A 3,452-nucleotide genomic window follows, 5' to 3' on the forward strand; every position below is an offset into this window, starting at 1 on the left:
TTGTCTCGAAGACCATGTCTATCTGCGTCTGAACCGCCGCCGTAAGCTGGTCCTCGGTGCTAAGGTCATGCGCGTCGTCCTGCGTGAAGCGGCGCGCGCGCATCAGCCCGTGCAGCGTGCCCGAGGGCTCGTTGCGGTGAACGACGCCGAACTCCGCCAGGCGCAGCGGCAGGTCGTGGTGGCTCTTGAGCCCCTGGTTGAACACCTGGATGTGCCCGGGGCAGTTCATGGGCTTGATGGCGAAGTCGTGGTCATCCAGGTGCGTCGTGAACATGTCGTCCGCGAACTTCTCCCAATGCCCTGAGCGTTCCCACAACGAGCGGTCGAGCACCTGCGGCGTCTCGATCTCCTGGTAGCCGTACTCGTCGAGCTTGGTGCGCATGTAGTGCTCGACTTCGCGGTAGATGATCCGGCCCTTGTGGTGCCAGAAGGCCATGCCGGGCGCTTCGTCCTGGAAGTGGAACAGGTCCAGCTGTTTGCCGAGCTTGCGGTGGTCGCGCTTCTCGGCTTCCTCCAGACGGTGCAGGTAAGCCTTCAGCTCCTTCTTGTCGCGCCAGGCGGTGCCGTAGATGCGCTGGAGCATTTCGTTGCTGGAGTCGCCGCGCCAGTAGGCGCCGGCGAGCTTCATGAGCTTGAAGCCCTGCCCCAGCTTGCCGGTGCTCGGCAGGTGCGGGCCGCGGCAGACGTCGAACCACTCGCCCTGGCGGTAGACCGAGACCTCCTCGCCCTCGGGGATGATCTCGTCGATGATCTGGACCTTGTAGGCCTCGCCGAGCTCGCCGAAGACCCGCTTGGCCTCTTCGCGGTCCCAGACCTCGCGCTGGATGGGCAGGTCGCGCTTGACGATCTCGTGCATGCGCTGCTCGATGGCTGTCAGATCCTCCGGCGTGAAGGGCTCATCGCGCGCAAAGTCGTAGTAGAAGCCGTTCTCGATGGCAGGGCCGATTGTGACCTGGGTGCCCGGGTAGAGCTCCTGCACCGCCTGGGCCATCACGTGCGCGGCGTCGTGGCGCAGCAGCTCCAGCGCCTCCTCGTCTCGGCTGGTGACGATGGCCACCTCGGCATCGTCGTCCACGACATAGCTCGCATCGACGAGTCGGCCGTCAACGCGCCCGGCCAGGGTCGCCTTGGCGAGGCCGCTGCCGATGTCGGCGGCGATGTCCTGCACCGTCACCGGCGCATCAAAACTGCGGACGGAACCGTCGGGGAGGGTGATCTGGGGCATGATGGCTGCCTCGACTGCGTCAGTGGCGATCGATACGAGGGATCGCGTGATTCGGCCTCGCCCCTTCGTCTCGGGCCGCCCATCAGAGCGTGATCAGGGCGACAAGCGCGACGCCGCATCTGGGGCGCTTTAGAAAAGGAAAAGCCGCCAACCCCAGGAGGCTGGCGGCCCGAGTATGGTAGGCGCGAGTGGACTCGAACCACCGACCCCCACCATGTCAAGGTGGTGCTCTAACCAACTGAGCTACGCGCCTGTGAGCTGCACAATATAACCCGGTCCGGCGCATCCACGCAATGGTATGAGCATAGTCAGCCTCCCCGCGCAGTGTTGCGCCTTTGGCGACGTCACGCTAGCATACAGCGTATGACATTTCATCGGCAGCCCGCCATGCGCATCAACGCCCGCCTTGACGATAACGCGGCCGACAAGCTCGACTACCTCCAGCGCACGACCGGCCTGAGCCTGTCCGACGTGGTGCGGGAATCCATCGAGCACTACTACGCAGAGGTCCGCGACCGGACCGAGCGCGACGCCGCCGCACTGGACGTGCTGGTGGGCGCGTTCGAGGGCAGCGACGACTCCCCAACGGACCTGTCCGCGGACTACAAGCGCTATCTCTGGGCCGACGATGCGGCACCGGACACCGGGGACGACGAGCGCGCCGGCCGCACGGGCGGATGATCATCGCGGACACCGGCTTCTGGGTCGCGCTGCTGTTCCGGCGGGACAGCCACCACCGGCTTGCCGCGGAGGCCTATGCCCGCTTCAAGGGCGAGCTCATCACCACCTGGCCGATCCTGACCGAGACCTGCCACCTGCTCGCAAGGCGGGTCAGCGTCGAGGCCGCACCCGCGTTGCTGGAGCGCGCCGGACGCGCCTTCCAGGTTTGGGACCCGCCGCCGGACGCGACCGTGCAGGCCGCACTGCTGATGCGCCGCTATGCCGCGCTGCCCATGGATCTCGCCGACGCCTCCGCCGTCCTGCTCGCCGAGCAGCTCGGCGACGGCCGCATCCTGAGCACGGACCGGCGCGACTTTCAGGCCTACCGCTGGAAGCAGCGCGAGCCCTTCCGCAATCTGTTGCTGCCGGATTGAGTGCGGCGAGCGCGTCACCCCGCGCTTCCGCCGCGCGCACTGCGTCGAGGCATCGCTGATCGGCACGGCCTCCGTCCGATGCGCCCATGCCCTTTGCAAACCTCAGGGTTGAAGCTTGCTTGGTTGATCTACGAGAGCCGGCGGCCCGCCGGAGGATCCGGGCTCCGGACGCTGCATCGAGCGGTTGAACAGCCGCTCGGCATTGTCGCGGGCGAGCTGTTCCGCAACGTCCGGCGGGAGCTGACCGAGCCAGCCGCGGATTTCGGCGGCCACCTGATCGAAGCGCTTCCAGCGCCGGGTCCAGAAGGTGTCGACACCCACCAGCACGCGATCTGCGTGCTCAGTAAAGAAGGCCTGCCATTCGGCCCGCAGTCGCCCCTGTGCGTCCACGAAGCGCCCATCGCGCACGGAGGTGTCCGCATAGAGGTTGGGATGCCGCGCCAGCACCGGCGCGATCACCTCCGGCCGGGGGTTTGTGCCCAGGTGCGCCCAGAGCACGGTGAGCCGTGGCTGGCGCTCGAACACGGCATCCAGGACTTCGGCATCGCCGTGGATCTGCAGCATCAGCCCGCGCTCGGCGGCCATGTCGGCCAGCGCCATCAGCACCGGGCTCTGTGCGTCATCGGCGAAGATATGCAGCTCGCCGATACCGCGATAGATGCCGCCCGCCGCATCCAACAGCTCGGCGACCCGTGCCGGAAGGCGCTCGTCGTGCATCCAGTTTCGCTTGGCGCCTGGCGCGTTGTAGACATTCAGGAACGGGATGATCCGCTCCGGTGCCGCGGCGTACAGCCGCTCCACGGCGCTGGTGGGCATGCCGGAGACCACCGCGCGGGTGATGCCGCTTGCATCGAAGATGGCGATGATCTCTTCCGGCGGCAGCGCGGCGGCATCGACGCCGGTGTAGTGCAGATGGGCGTCGAACAGCGGCGGCTCCGGCGCGGCGCCCAGCGTGTGGCCGCAGCCGGCTAGCAATGCAGCGGCGGCGAGATCAACAAGACGCCGACGGCGTCGGCCCGGCGGGTTGGGCTGGCTGTGGTCGGAGGGTGCATCGGACATTGAGCTTGGGTCATTCAACCTAGATGCAGTAGTTGGACGGTCGTCAGGGTGCGTCCCGCGGGGCGGCTGGCAAG

The 3,452-nt window shown here is 67.2% G+C and carries 4 protein-coding genes and 1 tRNA gene; 2 read left to right on the forward strand and 3 right to left on the reverse strand.

Annotated features, from left to right (window positions below; genetic code table 11):
- Together thrS and I6U14_RS13355 are read right to left on the reverse strand one after the other, a co-directional pair.
- The coding region (gene thrS / locus I6U14_RS13350) for a threonine--tRNA ligase (RefSeq protein ID WP_296900016.1) at window positions 1–1,225 on the reverse strand (1,225 nt) is incomplete at its 3' end.
- A gap of 176 nt (window positions 1,226–1,401) precedes the next feature.
- Window positions 1,402–1,478: transfer RNA gene (locus I6U14_RS13355), tRNA-Val, on the reverse strand.
- 110 nt (window positions 1,479–1,588) lie between these two features.
- Between I6U14_RS13355 and I6U14_RS13360 the strand changes: the two genes are divergently transcribed.
- The gene (locus tag I6U14_RS13360; RefSeq protein ID WP_296900017.1) at window positions 1,589–1,906 is read left to right on the forward strand and encodes a ribbon-helix-helix protein, CopG family; all 318 of its coding nucleotides are present in this window, start codon (window positions 1,589–1,591) and stop codon (window positions 1,904–1,906) included.
- Complete coding sequence (locus tag I6U14_RS13365) at window positions 1,903–2,319, forward strand: PIN domain-containing protein (RefSeq protein ID WP_296900018.1); 417 nt, start codon at window positions 1,903–1,905, stop codon at window positions 2,317–2,319. The genes I6U14_RS13360 and I6U14_RS13365 overlap by 4 nt, the downstream gene beginning before the upstream one ends.
- A 102-nt stretch (window positions 2,320–2,421) precedes the next feature.
- On the opposite strand, the gene I6U14_RS13370 is transcribed toward I6U14_RS13365, so the two are convergent.
- Complete coding sequence (locus I6U14_RS13370) at window positions 2,422–3,378, reverse strand: amidohydrolase family protein (protein ID WP_296900019.1); 957 nt, start codon at window positions 3,376–3,378, stop codon at window positions 2,422–2,424.
- Window positions 3,379–3,452: the final 74 nt, after the last annotated feature.

This window comes from Thiohalocapsa sp., from assembly GCF_019695415.1.
Taxonomy (GTDB): domain Bacteria; phylum Pseudomonadota; class Gammaproteobacteria; order Chromatiales; family Chromatiaceae; genus Thiohalocapsa.